The 17,739-nt window shown below is 30.2% G+C and carries 18 protein-coding genes, 1 tRNA gene and 1 pseudogene; 12 read left to right on the top strand and 8 right to left on the bottom strand.

The features are described 5' to 3' along the window. The 4 genes from ACH2BP_RS06405 to ACH2BP_RS06390 form a co-directional block, all read right to left on the bottom strand. A partial coding sequence (locus ACH2BP_RS06405) for a two-component regulator propeller domain-containing protein (RefSeq protein WP_395058130.1) occupies positions 1–1,188 on the bottom strand: 1,188 nt, incomplete at its 3' end. A 7-nt stretch (positions 1,189–1,195) separates the two neighbouring features. Further along, the gene (locus ACH2BP_RS06400) at positions 1,196–1,900 is read right to left on the bottom strand and encodes a LytR/AlgR family response regulator transcription factor (protein WP_395058128.1); all 705 of its coding nucleotides are present in this window, start codon (positions 1,898–1,900) and stop codon (positions 1,196–1,198) included. Between the two features lie 74 nt (positions 1,901–1,974). After that, positions 1,975–2,964, bottom strand: coding sequence for a hypothetical protein (locus ACH2BP_RS06395; RefSeq protein WP_395058126.1), 990 nt, complete (start codon positions 2,962–2,964; stop codon positions 1,975–1,977). 91 nt (positions 2,965–3,055) lie between these two features. Further along, on the bottom strand, positions 3,056–3,664 hold the full coding sequence (locus tag ACH2BP_RS06390) for a hypothetical protein (RefSeq protein ID WP_395058124.1): 609 nt from the start codon (positions 3,662–3,664) through the stop codon (positions 3,056–3,058). A 104-nt stretch (positions 3,665–3,768) separates the two neighbouring features. Here ACH2BP_RS06390 and ACH2BP_RS06385 point away from each other — a divergent pair, with 104 nt between their 5' ends. From ACH2BP_RS06385 to ACH2BP_RS06360, 6 genes are all read left to right on the top strand, one after another. Beyond that, positions 3,769–4,350 (top strand): RNA polymerase sigma factor, encoded by a 582-nt coding sequence (locus ACH2BP_RS06385; protein WP_395058122.1) that lies wholly within the window; start codon positions 3,769–3,771, stop codon positions 4,348–4,350. Between the two features lie 3 nt (positions 4,351–4,353). Next, entirely contained in the window at positions 4,354–5,079 is a 726-nt protein-coding gene (locus tag ACH2BP_RS06380) for a tetratricopeptide repeat protein (protein WP_395058120.1), read from the top strand. Between the two features lie 39 nt (positions 5,080–5,118). Further along, complete coding sequence (locus ACH2BP_RS06375; protein ID WP_395058119.1) at positions 5,119–5,889, top strand: TatD family hydrolase; 771 nt, start codon at positions 5,119–5,121, stop codon at positions 5,887–5,889. Positions 5,890–5,940: 51 nt separating this feature from the next. After that, positions 5,941–7,074, top strand: coding sequence for a 1-acyl-sn-glycerol-3-phosphate acyltransferase (locus ACH2BP_RS06370; protein ID WP_395058117.1), 1,134 nt, complete (start codon positions 5,941–5,943; stop codon positions 7,072–7,074). After that, the gene (locus ACH2BP_RS06365) at positions 7,064–8,092 is read left to right on the top strand and encodes an asparaginase (RefSeq protein WP_395058132.1); all 1,029 of its coding nucleotides are present in this window, start codon (positions 7,064–7,066) and stop codon (positions 8,090–8,092) included. Before ACH2BP_RS06370 ends, ACH2BP_RS06365 begins: the two co-directional genes overlap by 11 nt. Before the next feature lie 55 nt (positions 8,093–8,147). Beyond that, positions 8,148–8,232: transfer RNA gene (locus tag ACH2BP_RS06360), tRNA-Ser, on the top strand. Between the two features lie 80 nt (positions 8,233–8,312). On the opposite strand, the gene ACH2BP_RS06355 is transcribed toward ACH2BP_RS06360, so the two are convergent. Next, positions 8,313–8,753 carry a hypothetical protein gene (locus tag ACH2BP_RS06355; protein ID WP_395058115.1) on the bottom strand — a complete coding sequence of 147 codons (441 nt, stop codon included), beginning with the start codon at positions 8,751–8,753 and terminating at the stop codon, positions 8,313–8,315. A 179-nt stretch (positions 8,754–8,932) separates the two neighbouring features. Here ACH2BP_RS06355 and ACH2BP_RS06350 point away from each other — a divergent pair, with 179 nt between their 5' ends. The 3 genes from ACH2BP_RS06350 to ACH2BP_RS06340 all read left to right on the top strand — a co-directional run bounded on the left by ACH2BP_RS06350 (position 8,933) and on the right by ACH2BP_RS06340 (position 12,311). After that, positions 8,933–10,486: an aldehyde dehydrogenase family protein gene (locus tag ACH2BP_RS06350; RefSeq protein WP_395058113.1), complete on the top strand. Its 1,554-nt coding sequence runs from the start codon at positions 8,933–8,935 to the stop codon at positions 10,484–10,486. An 86-nt stretch (positions 10,487–10,572) separates the two neighbouring features. Continuing rightward, complete coding sequence (locus tag ACH2BP_RS06345; RefSeq protein ID WP_395058111.1) at positions 10,573–11,661, top strand: hypothetical protein; 1,089 nt, start codon at positions 10,573–10,575, stop codon at positions 11,659–11,661. Further along, positions 11,658–12,311, top strand: coding sequence for a hypothetical protein (locus ACH2BP_RS06340; protein WP_395058109.1), 654 nt, complete (start codon positions 11,658–11,660; stop codon positions 12,309–12,311). Before ACH2BP_RS06345 ends, ACH2BP_RS06340 begins: the two co-directional genes overlap by 4 nt. Before the next feature lie 132 nt (positions 12,312–12,443). Here the strand turns inward: ACH2BP_RS06340 and ACH2BP_RS06335 are convergent, their stop codons facing one another. The 3 genes and pseudogenes from ACH2BP_RS06335 to ACH2BP_RS06325 all read right to left on the bottom strand — a co-directional run bounded on the left by ACH2BP_RS06335 (position 12,444) and on the right by ACH2BP_RS06325 (position 14,478). After that, complete coding sequence (locus tag ACH2BP_RS06335) at positions 12,444–13,025, bottom strand: PhnA domain-containing protein (protein WP_395058107.1); 582 nt, start codon at positions 13,023–13,025, stop codon at positions 12,444–12,446. A gap of 89 nt (positions 13,026–13,114) precedes the next feature. Then, complete coding sequence (locus ACH2BP_RS06330) at positions 13,115–13,642, bottom strand: DUF6646 family protein (RefSeq protein WP_395058105.1); 528 nt, start codon at positions 13,640–13,642, stop codon at positions 13,115–13,117. A 101-nt stretch (positions 13,643–13,743) separates the two neighbouring features. Next, positions 13,744–14,478, bottom strand: a pseudogene (locus ACH2BP_RS06325) (metallophosphoesterase). Positions 14,479–14,671: 193 nt separating this feature from the next. Here ACH2BP_RS06325 and ACH2BP_RS06320 point away from each other — a divergent pair. The 3 genes from ACH2BP_RS06320 to ACH2BP_RS06310 all read left to right on the top strand — a co-directional run bounded on the left by ACH2BP_RS06320 (position 14,672) and on the right by ACH2BP_RS06310 (position 17,633). Next, positions 14,672–14,827 carry a hypothetical protein gene (locus ACH2BP_RS06320; RefSeq protein WP_395058103.1) on the top strand — a complete coding sequence of 52 codons (156 nt, stop codon included), beginning with the start codon at positions 14,672–14,674 and terminating at the stop codon, positions 14,825–14,827. 116 nt (positions 14,828–14,943) lie between these two features. Further along, a complete protein-coding gene (locus ACH2BP_RS06315; RefSeq protein WP_395058101.1) occupies positions 14,944–16,935 on the top strand; it encodes an ATP-binding protein in 1,992 nt (663 codons plus the stop codon). 29 nt (positions 16,936–16,964) lie between these two features. Continuing rightward, the gene (locus ACH2BP_RS06310) at positions 16,965–17,633 is read left to right on the top strand and encodes a response regulator (RefSeq protein ID WP_395058099.1); all 669 of its coding nucleotides are present in this window, start codon (positions 16,965–16,967) and stop codon (positions 17,631–17,633) included. Positions 17,634–17,739: the final 106 nt, after the last annotated feature.

Raw genomic sequence — 17,739 nt, 5'->3', positions numbered from 1 at the left:
AGAAACGGTTAGTAAATTTGTCTCATTATTCCAACTAATCTCATTATTCATAGGAATATAAAAAATAGAAAAATCATTATAATTCCCAATTTTAATTTCTAAATTAGATTTTTTTAATAAACTTAACTCTTTTTTTTGATAAGAATACAAACTAAATTTTGTAGAAATAAATAATGATTTTTCATCTAACGAATTGGCAAAACCGTTAAAATAATTTTCTTTATTTTTAAATTGAATGCTCGAAACAAACGTGTCTGGAATGCAAAATAAACCACTCTCATTGGTTGCAATCCATATTTTTCCTTTTTTGTCACAATACAAAAAATTGATATTGTCGGAAGTATTCAAACCTAAATTTTCACTAATTGAGTTCCAATTGTTATTTTTTAGTACAAAAAGTCCTTTATCTTGAATACTCAGCCAACAATTTTCTTCTTTATCAACAATAAAATCATATTTATATATAGGATTTATAGAAAGTGATTGTGGTAATTTTATTTTGTTTTTTATTTTTCCTTTGTAATCGACAAAAAACAGGAAACTTTCATCAAGGAGACAAAGATCGTTTTTTCTAAAAATCACTTTATGCAAAAGTTTTACTTCTTTAGGAAGCGGAACTTTCAAATTATTATAAATCAGATTATTATTTTGAAATCGTATTTCTTGATTATTTTGAACTAATACTGGTGGCGCGATTCTTTGTGAAATACTTGTGTTTTTTGGCTTAAAAACCAACCAATTATGTTTATTTATTTCATTATAAACATAGCATTTGTTACTATATCTGTTTTGTATTGTGTACAAAAATAATTTATCTTTTATATTGAATAATTGGTTGTAGGTCTCAGTAAAAATTGGTGTATTTATAATTTTATTATTCTCGAATTTTTGTAGTTTTCCATTGTAGTTTATCAACCAAATAGTTCCTTTTTCATCTGTGGAAACTGCCGTTATATATGGGTTTACAAGTCCTTCCTTTATATTATAGTTTGTAAAATCGTTACCGTCAAAAAAAGTTAAACCATTGTCTGTTCCCAATACAATATTACCAGTATTATTTTCAGTTATACTATAAATCGAGTTAGATGGCAAGCCTTCATCTGTAGTAAAATGGTTGAATTTGTATCGAACTTGAGCATTTGCAATTGTAAATAAAAAACATAGTAAGAAGGATAAAAACACTTTCATAACAGAATTATTTATTTAGCACCTCATTTAAATCTTTGTAATTACGCCTAGAAATGGGTAATTGTGTTCCTTCATTCAATTCAATAAAATAAGATTCTCGGGTTAAAATTTTTGTTACAAATTTCAGATTAACTATAAATGATTTGTGAATTCTAAAAAAATTAATTTGCAAAACAGCTTCAAAATATTTTAATGTTTTTGCTACCGTAAGCTTCCTATTCCGAGTAAGATAAATTGTTGTTATATTGTCGAATCCCTTGAGATACAGAATCTCATCGAAATCTATTATTGATTTTCCTCCTTCGTAAGTTATAGTTAGTTTATTCTCCGTATTGGGTTTATTAGTTAAACTATAAATTTGTGAAACTTTATGAATAGCTATTCTCAATTCTGAGGTTAAAATTGGTTTTAACAAATAATCTATAGCTCCAACACGGATAGCTTGAATAGCATAATCTTCGTGGGCTGTAACAAAAATTACTTGAAAATCTCTAACCGGAAAATATTCTAATAAATCGAATCCGTTTTCTATTGGCATAGAAATATCTAGAAAAAGTAAATGTATTGGATTATTTTCTATAAACAATTTCGCATCGATAACGGTTTGAAATGATCCTAGAATTTCTATTTCAGGGAAATTTTCATTTAGCATGATTTCTAAATTTTTTAGATTTAGAATTTCGTCGTCAACAAGTATTGTCTTTAGTTTCATAATATTTTTTAAAAATAAGAAAAAGTGACAGATAATCCATCACTTTTTCTAAATTAACCAAGCAAACCAAACTTTTATTGTATTGCATTTATGGCAGCAATCATTTGGGCTTCAGTACCAACTGTTGTTTCAGCTAGAGAGAATGCATAAACAGCGTTTGCTGTTGTAGTTACTGCTTTTATACCATATCTCCATTGTCCGTTGTCTTCGGTTGCGAAAATGATGTGACATAACAATCCAATTGGAATTTGACCATAGTGTTCGCTAAACTGTTGTGTTATTGCATTATAAGTGTCAAATTTCGCTAATTGATTCTGACCTTCACCATCTACAGATAAGTAAATAGAACTATTTGTATTATCATATCCTGCAGGAACAGTGGCTAAAATTTGAGTTTTTGGTCTTGGGTCGCTATAAAAACGATCTATGTTTGTCCAACCAAAGTTACCAAAAGTTACATTGTAGCTATTTTGATTAAAATCTACAGCACCACCTTGACCTCCCGCTGGTGTTCCTCCGTCTCTTTTCCAAGCTAAATTATCCGCATCTGTTGTGTCTCCTGTCCAAAATACCATTGTATTGTCTATAGGGTCTCCTGATAAGTTATTTGGCACATTTAGTTGTATTGATGACAATGTTGCTAATTGCACACCCCCTTGTATAGCATTTATATAAAATTCTCCTCCAGAAATTAAGATTCCCTTATCTCCACTTGGCATAACACCCATTGTCGGTTTATTTGTTACTAACATGGTTCCTTTGTCGAAAAGTTCAATGAATTTAATATCGAAACTTCCTGTTACTGGATTACCGTTTTTTGTAAGGTTGTTCCCGTTTAATGTGATTGTTACACCTTTTGCCGATGTTAGTGTAATTACTCCAGTCCCAGCCGTTGCTGTAAATGATTGCGTTTGATTCTGCAAAGCTATTTGTCTAATACTTTGAAATTCCTGTGATGATGGCGGTAATTGTGCAATTGTAATGCTTTCATCATCATTTTTACTACAACTTGCTAATGCAACAGCTGCTAATACTACTAGTGAAATGTTTTTAAAATTTTTCATGATTTCTAATGTTTTAATATTGTTATTATTTGTTTGTATACTTATATCAATTAAGGTTTGATATTGTTACCCTTTTTTTAAATTATTTTTTTTATTGAAATACAATATCTATGTATGGAATTCCGTAGTTAGGTACTGGACCTCCGCTACCATAAAAATTAGAAGCCGATATAGTTAATACACCATTTGTTGCTGGATATTGGTTTGGTCCAGCATTTTTTCTGCAAATTCTACCTATTGTGTTTCCTATGTTTCCAAGGAAATTATTAGCATTTCGTCTAATCGTGTAACTATTTCCTGCAATAAGCGGTGTTGGTGTTATAGGTTGATAATCGGTCGAGGCAGAGTTAAAGACAATGTTTCCAGAATAAACCATAGTACTAGTTGTGTTATTATAAATTTCCATCGTGTAAGGAATACTATTCGCAAAAAGAGTTGCATTCCCTTGATATCCAAGCGTACAAACAGTTTTATTTGCACTTACGGTAAATGTATATTCGTGAGTAACTAAATCCATTGTAAGATAATTGTCATATAGAGCGTTACTTACCAAAGTTGCGGCATAAAGATTTTGAAAATCTGTTCCTACTGTGTTACAAGCTAGAGGCAAAGGCGGTAATGGAGGATTACTTGGTGAGCAACTTACTAATGTGATGGCTAATAAAGCTAATGTTCCTAATTTTTTAATTCCTGATTTCATGATTTCTAATTTTTAATGTTGTTATTTAACGGTTATATATTCATATCAACAGCATAATTAATTTGTTACCCTTTTTTTTATTATTTTCGATAAAAAGTTTTTTTATGGCTAATTATACTGTTCATGAAGACCAGTTATATATTGATGGTCTTGCCAATAATAATTCGGCAGTAGTTCAATCTATATATAATAAGTTTGCACCCAAAGTGATCTATTATATCAAAACAAATTCTGGAGATGAAGATCGTGCCCAAGATGTTATTCAAGAAGTGCTAATTACTATTTACAATCAAGCCAAAACAAAGGGATTACAACTTTCCTGTCCTTTTGATGCTTATTTTTTCTTGTTGTGCAAAAGGCGTTGGCTAAACGAAATAAAAAAAGCTTCAAATAAAGAGGTAACAATTATTAATGAGAATGTATATAAAGATGAATCGGCCATAGAAATGGCAAATCAAACCGAAATTTTTGAAGAAAAGCAGTCGTTATTTGACGAAATGTTTCAAAAATTAGGAGAAAAATGCCAAGAAGTACTCAAGCTAAGTTTTATAACAAAAACTATGGAAGAAGTAGCGCAAAAACTAAATGTAACTTATGGTTATGTGCGTAAGAAAAAATCGCTTTGTACAGGGCAGCTTACAGAAATGATTCAGCAATCAAGTAAATACAAAACATTAAAACCCTAAGTCATGAATGAAGATTTATACATAGCATTTGAAAATTATCTTAGCAACGAACTTTCGCAGGAAGAGAGAATAATATTTGAAAATCAACTTCAAAATGATTCTGACATCAATGAAAAATTTGAAATTTACAAAGAATCTAATCAGTTTTTAAAAACTAAATTTTCACCCGAAACATTTGCATTCAAAGAAAATTTGAAATCAATTGCTAAAGATTCATTCAAAGAAAATAAACCTAAAAAAAGAAAAGCTATTCAATTAAAAACTTTTGTATATGCTATTGCAGCGGTTTTTGTTTTGTTTTTTGGGTTACAACTTTTTCAAAATGACATTCCAGAATATAAAGATTTCAATAAGCATGAAGAAGCTCATTTTACAGAACGCGGTGATGCAATAAAAGCATTAAAACTCGCTCAAGATGCCTTTAATAATAAAAACTATAAACAAGCAATTATTAATTTTGAATTGGTTATAAGAGAATATCCAAGACCAGAAATTAAATATTTTTATGCTATTTCGTTACTTGAAGATAATCGTTTTGCTGATTCTGAATTGGTTTTAAATGAAATTATAAAAGGGAAATCGATATATAAAAATACTGCAACTTGGTATTTAGCCTTATCTAAATTTAAACAAAAAGACTATAAATATTGTAAAGAGATTTTACTAACAATTCCTAGCGATTTTGAAAATTATAATCAAGTTGAAAAACTATTAAAAATTTTAGATTAATCTGTTAACCATCGTATCTTTGTTTCTTATTTATTTGAAATGTCACTAACAGATACCCACACCCATTTATATTCTTCAGAATTTGATTCCGATCGAGACGAAATGATTCAAAGTGCAATTACAAAAGGAGTTTCTCGATTTTTTATTCCGTCGATAGATGCCAGTTATACCCAAAAAATGTATGATTTAGAATTACAATATCCTGAAAATATTTTTCTAATGATGGGTTTGCATCCTTGTTATGTAAAAGATAATTATCTCGAAGAATTACAACACGTAGAGACCGAACTAGCCAAAAGAAAATTTTCTGCTATTGGCGAAATTGGAATCGATTTATATTGGGACAAAACCACTTTAGATATTCAGAAAAAAGCTTTTCAGTACCAAATACAATTAGCAAAAAAGTATAAACTACCTATAAACATTCATGGGCGTGATGCTTTCGATGAAATTTTTGAAGTGCTAGAACTCGAAAAAAGTGATGATTTGTTCGGAATTTTTCATTGCTTTTCTGGAAATCATGAGCAAGCCTTACAAGCCATTTCTTATAATATGAAAATCGGAATTGGTGGTGTTGTCACTTTCAAAAACGGAAAAATAGACCAATTTTTAAATCAAATAGACATTGAAAACATCGTTCTAGAAACCGATTCGCCTTATCTCGCACCTGCTCCTTTTCGAGGAAAACGAAACGAAAGTTCTTATGTAACGCTAGTTGCAGAAAAACTCTCAGAAATTTACAATCTTCCAGTAGAAGAAATTGCAAGAATTACGACTAAAAATGCTTTGTCCATTTTTAGAAACTGTTAATTATATTTCGAAAAAAAATCCGTTCTTTGTAGGAATAATTTAAGTAACAACATGTCAAAATTTGATACCATTCGTCCTTATTATGATGCCGAAGTAAACCAAGCTTTACAAGCATCTTTAAAACATCCGATGCTTAAAGCGATGATGAATTTTGCTTTTCCAGGAATTGATGATGAAGTTTGGAAAAATCAACTTCGCAAAACGCATTCTATTCGAGATTTTCAGTGCAATTTCATATACGAAACCATTCAAAAAGTTCTTGAAAAAAGCTCCGAAGGTTTATCTACATCAGGCTTCGAAAAATTAGAAAAAAACACCGCTTACCTTTTTATATCAAACCATCGCGATATAATTCTCGATACATCTTTGCTAAATGCCGCACTTTTCGAACATGAATTGGTGATGACAGCATCAGCAATTGGGGACAATTTAGTAAAGAAAGATTTTATAAAATCTCTCTCCAGATTAAATCGAAATTTCATTGTTCAAAGAGGATTGTCGCCAAGAGAATTATTACAAAGCTCTCAATTATTGTCCGAATATATCGAACAATTATTATTGCACGAAAACCGTTCTGTTTGGATTGCGCAACGTGAAGGAAGGACTAAAGATGGTAACGATGCGACCAATTCGGGTGTGCTAAAAATGCTAACAATGGCTTCCAAAAAAGATGCTATGGATTATTGTAAGGAGTTGAAAATTGTTCCAGTTTCTATTTCTTACGAGTACGATCCGACCGATGCGCTAAAAATGCCACAACTTATGGCAGAAGCCAATCAGGAAACCTACGTTAAAAGTGACAATGAAGATTTTCAAAATATTTTGAGCGGTATTCTAGGTCAGAAAAAACGAATTCATATACATATTGGAGATATTTTAGACGCTGAATTAGATACAATTAAAGAAGAATTCTCAAACACAAACAAGCAAATTCAAGCCTTGACACAAGTTGTTGACGAATCGATTTTGAAATCTTATAAATTATGGACAACAAATTTTATAGCTTACGATATATTGTATAAAACAGACAAGTTTTCTATTCATTATACCGAAAATGAAAAATCGCTATTCGAACGTCGTTTAGAATTAAAAATAGATGCTAAAAATGCACAAATGGTTGAAGGTTTCCTAGCTATGTATGCCAATCCTGTTGTAAATAAAATGAAATATAATGATGCTATCTAAAGCCAATATACTTCTCATATATACAGGTGGAACCATAGGAATGGTCAAGGATTTTGAAACTGGCGTTCTCAAAGCATTCAATTTTAAGAAATTACTAAAAAATATTCCCGAACTTAAATTACTAGACTGCAATATTGCAACAGTTTCGTTCGGAAAACCTATCGATTCCTCAAATATGAATATCGAGGAATGGAAAAAAATAGCCGTAATTGTCAAAGAAAATTACGATAATTACGATGGCTTTGTCGTATTACATGGATCGGATACGATGTCATATTCCGCTTCAGCATTAAGTTTTATGTTAGAAAATCTAAATAAACCAGTTGTTTTTACAGGCTCTCAACTGCCTATTGGAGATTTAAGAACTGATGCCAAAGAAAATCTAATTACAGCCATTCAAGTAGCATCGCTAAAAAATAAAAACAAATCGATTATCAATGAGGTTTGTTTGTATTTTGAATACAAGTTGTATCGTGGCAATAGAACTACAAAAATAAGTGCCGAACATTTCAGTGCTTTTGCTTCGCCTAATTTTCCTGCATTAGCTGAATCTGGTGTTCATTTAAATGTTAATGAAAATGTTTTATTTAAGAATACAACTAGTAAAAAACTAAAAGTAAATACACATTTTGATGACAATGTGGTCATTATTAAAGTTTTTCCGGGTATTAATGAAAAAGTAATTCAAACTATTTTATCAATACCGAATTTAAAAGGAATTGTTTTAGAAACTTATGGTTCTGGCAATGCTCCTACCGAAAAATGGTTTATCGATTTACTTGAAAACGCCATAAAAAACGGATTGCATATTATAAATGTGACCCAATGTTCCGGAGGAAGTGTCAATATGGGACAGTACGAAACCAGCTCACAACTTAAGCAAATTGGAGTAATTTCGGGAAAAGACATTACTACCGAAGCAGCCATTACAAAACTGATGTATTTGTTAGGACAAAAAGTAGCGCCAAGTGTTTTCAAAACCATTTTTGAAACTTCTTTACGTGGCGAGATGAATTAATACCGTAATTGTTTACTTCCCAAGAAATTTATTCTTTTATTTGCAAAACATAAAAAGAGAGGTGGCCGAGTGGCTGAAGGCGCACGCTTGGAAAGCGTGTATATGGCAACATATCGAGGGTTCGAATCCCTTCCTCTCTGCTAAAAAAACCTAAACTTTCGTTTAGGTTTTTTGATTTTATTAATTGATTTTTTATTATGACACAGATTGTAAATCCGCACTATCTGGTTTTATATTTATTAGTTTGATTTACCAAATCTTCTAAATCTTTTTTAGACCAACCATGATGATTAATGTTGAAATCGAAAACAATATTTGTTTTCGATTCAATTTTAAAATAATATTGAAAACCAAGCCTTGGACCTCGACTTTTATAAAAAAAGCATTCTACATCATCAATTGGCAAACTATATTTTAAATTTTTGTTTTTAAAGAATTTAGTTTCAAAAATAATAATTTCACCTTTATCCAAATCTAAAATAATTTTTGATACTCTTTTTTCAATATATATTGATAATATTTCGATTGCTAAAACAAACCACATAATCACAAGATAAATATTCCATATAAAATCCCACACAAAGGATGAAAGAACATATAATGAAAAAATAGAGAATAAAATACATGTGTTTTTATGGCTATTATTGTAAACTTTAATCATCGAATCCTTTTTTTGGTAATACAATTCTACCTATATGAGTTTAAAATTCCTAGAAAAAAGTTAACAAATCATTCCCAAAACCCGATAATACGGATATGTCCACGAATAAACGATTAAACCACTTTCCGATTAAACAAAAAATCATAACTTTGCACCAGAATTAAAAAAACAACAATATAATGTCAACAATAGCACAACAATTCGGTATGACCGAAGCATTAGCACAATTGGGTGTAAAAGCAATAAACGACGGAACTTCAACAGGTTCAAACAGTTTTTCTTCAGGAGAAATTATCGAAAGTTATTCACCAGTTGATGGTCAATTAATCGGAAAAGTAAAAACAACAACTGCAGCAGATTACGAAAAAGTGATGCAAAGTGCAACGGAAGCATTCAAAATGTTTCGCGCAATGCCAGCACCGCAACGTGGAGAAATTGTACGTCAGTTTGGAAATAAATTAAGAGAATTAAAAGAACCACTTGGGAAATTAGTTTCTTACGAAATGGGTAAATCGTTACAAGAAGGTTACGGTGAAGTTCAAGAAATGATTGACATTTGCGATTTCGCAGTAGGTTTATCTCGTCAATTAAACGGACAAACGATTCCATCTGAACGTCCAGGTCACGTTATGAGAGAACAATGGCATTCTATTGGTGTTGTTGGAATTATTTCAGCTTTCAACTTCCCAGTAGCAGTTTGGGCTTGGAACACAGCTTTAGCATGGATTTGTGGAGACGTTTGTGTGTGGAAAGGTTCTGAAAAAGCACCAATTTGTACGATTGCTTGTCAAAATATTATTGCTGATGTATTAAAAGCAAACAATTTACCAGAAGGAATTTCTTGTATTATTAATGGAGATTACAAAGTAGGTGAAATGATGACTACTGACGTAAGAATTCCATTAGTATCTGCAACAGGTTCTACAAGAATGGGAAGAATTGTTGGTGCAACTGTAGCACAACGTTTCGGAAAATCTTTATTAGAATTAGGTGGAAACAACGCAATTATCATCACTCCAACTGCTGATTTAAAAGTAGTAGTTCCTGGAGCGGTTTTCGGAGCGGTTGGAACTGCCGGACAAAGATGTACCTCAACAAGAAGATTAATCATTCATGAATCAGTTTACGATAAAGTAAGAGATGCGATTGTTGGTGCTTATGGGCAATTAACGATTGGAAATCCTTTAGATCAAAAAAATCATATCGGTCCACTTATCGATACAGATGCGGTTAACACTTATTTAGCTGCGATTGAAAAAGCGAAAGCGGAAGGTGGAAAAGTATTAGTAGAAGGTGGCGTTTTAACTGGCGAAGGATACGAATCTGGATGTTATGTAAAACCAGCTATTATTGAGGCTGAGAATCATTTTGAAATTGTACAACACGAAACGTTTGCTCCTATTTTATATTTAATGAAATATGAAGGTGAAGTAGAAAATGCGATTGACAAACAAAATGGTGTAGCGCAAGGTTTATCTTCTGCGATTATGACAAACAGCATGAAAGAAGCTGAAAAATTCTTATCATTTGCTGGTTCTGACTGTGGAATTGCTAACGTAAACATCGGAACTTCTGGTGCGGAAATTGGTGGAGCTTTTGGTGGAGAAAAAGAAACAGGTGGTGGACGTGAGTCTGGATCAGATGCTTGGAAAGTATACATGAGAAGACAAACAAATACAGTTAACTACTCTGATGAGTTGCCATTGGCACAAGGAATTAAATTTGATTTGTAATAATTAGAGAACAATAAATTAATATTTAAACGCTTTATCTTATTTAGGTAAAGCGTTTTTTTATAATTTAGACAAAAAAACAATTGATGTCTAATTTAAAAGTTGATTTTACTGAAATAAATGATTGGCATAAAAATATTTATTATAGCACTGGAGGGACTAGAAGTAAAAAAATTGTAATTCATCCCGTTACAAATGATGAATATTTTTTCAAAGGTTCTAAAATAAATAAAAAAAATGGAGGAACTTTATATCCAACTGAATTTTGGTCAGAGATTGTTTCTTCAAAAATTGGTCAATTTTTAGGATTTAATATGTTAGATTATAATATCGCATATGATGAAAATGATCGTCAAAAAATAGGTTGCATATCTAAATCTATGGTTTTAAATTCTGAAAATAATCTAACCGAAGGCATAACTTATTTGACGGGATTTGATTCAAAATATAATCCAGAAGAAGATAAAAATAAATATACATTTCAATTCATCCAAAATGCATTAATTGGTTTTAATTTTGATGAATATATTGAAAATATAATTGAAATTATCATTTTTGATTCAATTATTGGCAATTCGGATAGACATCAAGAAAATTGGGGAATCATAATGTATTATAGAAATTCAATTAACAAAATTAATGAAGAGTTATTAAACTCAAAAGTAAGTTTTTGGAAGAAAATAGACATGAAATTTAAACGTTTTTTAAATGAATTTTTTATTTTATTACATAAAGAAGAAAGAGTAATTAGTAAAGCAAATTTAAAACTTCATTCTAATATTACCCTCCATAAATTCGCACCAATTTACGATAGCGGTTGTTGTCTTGGAAGAGAACATACAGACGACAAAGTTTTAAAAATGCTCAACGATTCTCAAATGATTGAAGCATATATTAGAAAAGGAGAATCGGAAATCCATTGGGAAGGACAACCTAAAAAAAGAAAACATTTTGAATTAATAGAATTGCTGTTGGAACATTATCCCACAGAAACCAAAAAAATTATAGTTAGAGTTAAAGAGAAATACAACTCTGAATCAATCAAAGAAATAATTCAAAATGTTGACATAAAAATTCCAACAGATTTAATTAACTTTAAATTATCGGAAACAAGAAAACAATTGATGTTTAAATTGGTAACTTTGCGCATTGAAAAATTAATCCAGTATTTATGAAAGCAATAGGAAACATACACCTTATCTGGAGACCGGGTAAAGGTAGTAGACGAATTTCTGTTGGTACTATTAAAAAAAGTACCTCGGAAGGAATCCGCTTTCAATACAATCAAGAAGGTGTTGAAGAAGCCAAGAAGTTAGGTTTTGTGCATTACGAAGGTTTTCCAGATATCAATAAGGTTTATACCGAAAACGTAATTGAAATTTTCGGGCAAAGATTAATGCGTAGCGAAAGGCCTGATTTGAAAGATTTCTATGATTTTTGGAATATTGATTTGCAAAAAAAAGAAGATAAATATTATATGCTGGCTTTTACTCAAGGTCTATTACCAACAGATAATTTTGAGTTTTTAGCTAATTTCAACCCCGTTAATGATTTATCTTTTATTACTGAAATAACTAATTTATTAGAAAGTCAAATACCCTCAGAATCTGTTTCTGTTGGAGATGTTTTAAGATATGAATTAGAACCAAATAATTTGTATGATAAAAAAGCTGTGAAAATTTTTAAAGGAGAATTATATCTTGGACGTATCAAATTGATACACTGCAAAGTTTTTCATAAAACGAATAAACAATTTGATTTAATTGTTCAAGGTGTTGAAAAAAATGGTGTATTAAAAAGAGTTTTTGTTAAAGCAAGTCTTTAATTTATAAGCATTAGCTATATCACGAGTTGCCATTGGCACAAGGAATTAAATTTGATTTGTAATCATCTATTAATCATAAAAAAAGGGTTTCAATATAAATTGAAACCCTTTTTTGTTTTTATATAAATAGGATTATTTTGTTTTCTTAACGTATTGCGTCAAAATTACGATGTGTTGTCCTTCTACTCGACCTTCAATTTGACCAGAATTGTCCCAAACTAGTTTGATATTGTGTACTGCTGCTCCGCGTTTTGCGGTAAAAGTTGCGCCTTTCACATCTAAATCTTTTATCAAAACAACAGAATCACCGTCTTTCAAGATGTTTCCATTACCATCTTTGTGCACTATTTTACCTTCTTCGTCTTCTCCTTCGCCAGTTGCTCCAGCCCAAACTAAGGTTTCGTCATCAAGATACATCATGTCTAGCAAATCTTGAGGCCAACCTTCTGGTCTCAATCTATTTAGCATTCTCCAAGCTACAACTTGTACTGGTTTGTTTTCGTTCCACATGCTATCACTAAGACATCTCCAGTGATTGGGATCGGTCGTTGTGGTGTTTTCTATTTGGTTTTTGCAAGTGGTGCATACCAATACCGAATTATCAACAGAGATAGCTTCTTCTTTGGTTAAATGTATTCTTAAATCTTCGTTAGAACCACATAATTCACATTTGGAATCGCTTCTGTCGTATAATTTTTTTTCTATTGGAGTCATTTGAGTTTTTTTTATTAAAAAACCACTATTTCACAAATATTTAATTTAAAACTTGTGAATTAGTGGTTTTATTATTTTTTTAAAATGGATTACAAATTAAAAGAAACACCTACATTAAATGTAAATTGATTGTTGTAATATTTAAAACCATCATCTTTTTTGCTGTATTTTGCAATAGGAATACCAGCTTCGCCAAAAACACCAAAACCATCAGTAAAGAAATAACGGAAACCTGTGTGTGCACCAAAATTCCTTAGCCCTAAATCTAATCCTGGATATATGTCCATTTTTTCGTCAAGACCAATAACACTTCCTAAATTTACATTAAAACGAGCTTTTGCGTCGATTCTATCTATAAATTTCGGTTTGTTCTCTTCAATTGCAAATGTTGTTTCGTTGACTGATAAATAAGTATTTTTTGCAGATAGCAAGTAATTTGTTGAGAAACCAATAGACATATTTTCTCCAACACCAAAATCTCCAGAAACAAATATTCCTGTTCCTCCACTTTGAATATTTGCTCCAACTTGCGCCTTAACATCTCCTTTTCCTTTGTATGCTTGTGCATTTGCAATACTTGCTGAAACAACAAGTAAGAGTGTAATAATTTTTTTCATCTTAAATATAAATTTTTAAATATTGGCAAATATATAAATTCGATAGCAATGACAACAGTAAAAATCAATTTCAATAACAAAATTCAATAAAATATAGAAATCTAATTTCTCCCTTTTTCCTTAGGATATAAATCAGACAAATTTTCGCTTTGCCAAAACTGCTTAGTATTTACATCGAGAATTGTTAGTGGCCCAGCAAAAGCGGCTCCAGTATCTATGTTCCAAATATTAGCTTTATTTACAGGTATCGTTTCTCCAATTCTAGTCACAGGAGTATGACCAATATAAATTTCTTCATATATCGTAAATCGTTTTGGGTAATATTTATGATTGGTTTCTAAACTTTCGTTTAATGCTATTGCAGTTTCCCAGAGCGTTCTGTCCTAATATAATAATTTGGGAAAATATTCAAAATGCACGCCATTCATATTTGTAAAACCCGCGTGAACAAATAGTCTGTTGTGTGAGTCTAAATAATAATTTTGTAACGATTGTAGGAATTGAATATGTTTTTGTTTCGTTTCATTTGAAACTGATTGATAGGCTAAAACGGTAGCTTCGCCACCATGTTTGTACCACATTTCTTGGTTAATTTTTTCATTGTTGTTCATGAGCCAATCTAACAACAACTCATCATGATTGCCTCGGAGAAAAATACAACGATGTGTTTTTTGTAAAGAAATCTGAAAATCTAAAACTTGTGGCGACTCGCTCCAACCATCTACATAATCGCCTAGAAAAATTAGCAAGTCATCTTTATTGACTATAGCTTTTTCTAAAATTTGTATTAATGCCTTTAATCCTCCGTGTATATCGCCTATTACTAATGTTCTCATTTATGAATATTATAGCAGTGAATATACATAAAAATTGGTTTTAAATAAATTTTATTTCACTTAGAACTTTAACAAAATATGCGGAATTACCGTAAAATTAATTTTCGGAGTGGTTATAATTTTAACAAAATTATAAAGCTAAAAAAAGTGCTTTGTATTAAAAAACAAATTTTAACTAAATACCACAGAAAACATGAAAACTATCACTTACACATTAGGAATTATTGCTTTATTGCTAACATTTGCATCATGCACAGTAGAAGATGTTATAAATAACGTTACAGATCAAACAACAACCCAAACTTGCACTGTTATTGATCCACCAATTCCAGCACCAAAACCAATGTAATAAATAAAGATAAGTATAATCATAGTTCTAAAAAGAGTAAATTTGATTTTATTTACTAATATTGATTTTCCGGTTTGAAAAAAATAATTTTTATAATCTTGTTTCATTGCCTATTCTTGAGTTGTAACCTGAAAGAAAAAAATCAGGCATTAAACTTTAATGATAATACAGATACTTTATTATCTAGATCATACAATTTTAAACTCGATAAGAAACAAAGAGACAATTATGTAAATCAAGTTTTATTTGTTTTAAGTGACAGACCAAACGATTCGTTAACAAGACATTATTATTTTAAACTAGCGGGAAGACATTATAATCTTAACGAAAGTGAAAAATATCTAAAAACATGTAGGAAAGTTTATGATTTGTCGCTAGAAAGCAAAGATTCTCTAGGCATTGCAAAATCGTTACAATATTTAGGAGATTACCACTATAATAAATTTACTAACGATAGCGCTTATTACTATTATAGCAAAGCTGAAAAGACTTATTTGAATATAAAAAATAATGAAAACATAGACAGGCTTAAGCTCTATAAAGCCAATATTTTGTTTTATGAAAAGGATTTTTCTGGTTGCGAAACTGCAGTCATAAATATTCTGAAAAATATAAAAAATAAAAATGACATTAGATTATTGTATGATTGTTATATCACTTTAGGAAATACGCTAGAAGGAACTAACAATACTAAACAAGCTTTAATTTATTACAATAAAGCAGATGTAATAACGAATCAACTAAAAAATGATTCACAATATTTATCACTCAAAGCGCAAACCTATAATTATTTAGGAAAAGTTTTTCAGAAAGAAAACAAACATACAAAAGCTATTTATTATTTCGATAAAGCATTAAGTTTATTAGATTTTCGCAATATGGAACCTCTATTATATGCAAATTTGATTAATAATTTAGGATATTCTAAATTCAAATTACATGATAAATCTGCTGTTTTGTATTTAAATAAAGCATTAAAAATAAGAGATAGTCTCAAAAACATTCCAGGAATAGTATCTAGCAAAATAAATCTTTCAGAATATTATTTTAATAAAAATGACATAAAAAAAGCGCTCTTATTTAACACAGAAGCAAATACACTAGCGCATGATAATAAAATATTTGAAGACGAACTAAAATCGCTCGAGTTACTGGCTAAAATTGATGTTAAAAATGTTACATTTTATAACAATCGATTTATGAAATTAACCGATAGCCTTCAGAATAACGAACGAAAAACACGCAATAAATTTGCAAGAATCGAGTTTGAAACTGATGAGATTTTAAATCAGAAAAAAAACATTGAAGAAGAAAAGGATAAAATTTCTTTTCAAAGATGGCTAATTTTAGGATTTAGTTTGTTTTTTATATTGGTTATAGCATTACTATATCTTGCAAAATTGCAACACAATAAAAATAAAGAATTACAATTTGAACAAGAACAACGAAAGGCAAATGAAGAAATTTATCAATTAATGCTAGACCAACAAAGTAAAATTGATGAAGGACGACAAACCGAAAAAAAACGTATTGCACAAGAATTGCACGACGGAATAATGAGCAAACTAACTAGCACTAGACTAAATTTGTTTATTCTTAGTAAAAAGACTGATGAAGAAACCATAAAAAAATGTCTTTTGCATATTGCAGAAATTCAAAATATAGAAAAGGAAATAAGAGCTATTTCTCACGATTTAAATAAAGATATTTTTGCAGGAAAAGATAGTTTCAAATCAATTATAACCAATTTGTTCGATGATTTAAAAACCATTTCAGAAATAAATAGTTGTATTGAAATAGATGATGACATAAATTGGGAAACCGTCGAAGCATCAATTAAAATGCATATTTATAGAATGTTTCAAGAAGCATTGCAAAACATTCGTAAGTATTCAAAAGCCAATATTGTTTCTGCACATATAAGTAAAGACGAAAACCATATTCATATCGAAATAAACGATAACGGGATTGGATTTAATGTAGAGAAAGTAAAATCAGGAATTGGACTAAAAAATATTTTGTCTAGAGTAATGATAATTAATGGAAAATTAGATATTAAATCAAATGTAGGAAAAGGAACACAAATTAGTTTGATTATTCCTACTTAAATAGTATTTTAGCAATTGTTAATAAAATCATGCAAAAGAAATTAAAAATCCTAATGATTGACGATCATCCTTCAATGATTGAAGGATATAAGATTATTTTGTCCTACAATAATTTAGGATTAGAAATCGAAACCACTGCAGCTTATAATTGCGAAGTTGCCTATAAAATAATTACCAATAAGTTTAATAAAATTTATTTCGATTTGGTCTTTCTAGATTATAGTTTACCACCATATGAGGAAAAGAATATAAAATCTGGACAAGACCTAGCCAAGTTAATCAAAATCCATTTACCAAATACTAAAATCGTAATGCTTACCTCACATACAGAATCAATCTTACTCTATGACATTATAAGTAAAATAGAACCAAATGGATTGTTAGTAAAAAGTGATTTTAGTGCGGAGGAACTACTTTCTGCCTTCGACAAAATTATGGAAGGCGAGATTTATCATAGTATAACTGTGAAACATAATTTGAAAGAAATGTTTTCTCAAAAAAAGATTTTAGACCAGCAAAATAGAAAAATTATTTCTTTGTTAGTACAAGGTATAAAAACAAAAAATTTGCCAAGCTACCTGAACATTTCTATGAGTGCTATCGAAAAAAGAAAAGTAAATATTCGTTGCTATTTCAATTTAGAAAAAGGAAGCGACGAAGATATTATTAGAGAAGCTAAAAAATCTGGCCTAGTATAATCCCGTTGTTTTATGATTTTTTGCATCTAAATCCTTTAGATCAGTATACTATTGTCCTATGTTTTCTGTACATAAATTTTAACAATATGTAAGGGAAAGCCGTAAA

The organism is Flavobacterium sp. (genome assembly GCF_043756175.1).
In the GTDB taxonomy this organism is placed as follows: domain Bacteria; phylum Bacteroidota; class Bacteroidia; order Flavobacteriales; family Flavobacteriaceae; genus Flavobacterium.
The sequence above is the reverse complement of the archived record's forward strand: the minus strand, read 5'-3'. Positions and strand labels throughout refer to the sequence as shown.